The 846-nt window shown below is 48.5% G+C and carries 2 rRNA genes; both read right to left on the bottom strand.

Annotation, left to right across the window (positions count from 1 at the left end):
* Positions 1-318, bottom strand: a 23S ribosomal RNA gene (locus tag DPV74_RS41820); the annotation flags it as partial.
* A gap of 389 nt (positions 319-707) precedes the next feature.
* Positions 708-846 (bottom strand): 16S ribosomal RNA (locus DPV74_RS41815); the annotation flags it as partial.

Raw genomic sequence — 846 nt, 5'->3', positions numbered from 1 at the left:
CTATGGCCGCACTTTCCAGAGCGTTCGGCTAACAATACAAATAAAGAGTGCAAGGCTCATCCCATTTCGCTCGCCACTACTTTGGGAATCTCGGTTGATTTCTTTTCCTGCGGTTACTTAGATGTTTCAGTTCACCGCGTTCGCTTCGCATGGCCTATGTATTCAGCCATGGATACTCCAAAAGGAGTGGGTTTCCCCATTCGGACATCTACGGATCAAAGCTTGTTTGCCAGCTCCCCGTAGCTTTTCGCAGGCTACCGCGTCCTTCATCGCCTGTGATCGCCAAGGCATCCACCACATGCACTTGTTCGCTTGACCCTATAACGAGTCTGTCTCATCGACAGTCGCTACAGGTTGAGTTCTCGCGTTGTGCCGTATTCCAATTGAGTCAAACTTAGAGTTCGAATCATCTTGAGATACATCGATACAATCACAACCCGGATAGTTTTCACGTCCATCTCAAGACGCTTCCGCTATCCAAATTACTTACTTCTTCCAGATTGTTAAAGAACGACAGCCGATACTTTCGTACCGCTCTGACTGGCTCAATCGCCAATGAGAAAAACTCGAATCAAACTTCATTCGAATGTTTGTCATTGAAGATTATTGAAAGCGGCCGGCATTATAACCGGTTTAACCGCAGACAGCTAGCCTGTCTTAATCAACAGCCGATAAGCGTGAGCGCTCAATTTTGCGAGAAGCTCTGGAAAGGAGGTGATCCAGCCGCACCTTCCGATACGGCTACCTTGTTACGACTTCACCCCAGTCATGAATCCTACCGTGGTGACCGTCCTCCTTGCGGTTAGACTAGCCACTTCTGGTAAAACCCACTCCCATGGTGTGACG

It is taken from the genome of Burkholderia sp. HAN2018 (assembly GCF_024704855.1).
Lineage (GTDB): Bacteria > Pseudomonadota > Gammaproteobacteria > Burkholderiales > Burkholderiaceae > Burkholderia > Burkholderia cepacia.
Note: the sequence above shows the minus strand (reverse complement) of the source record. Positions and strands in the feature narration are given on the sequence as shown.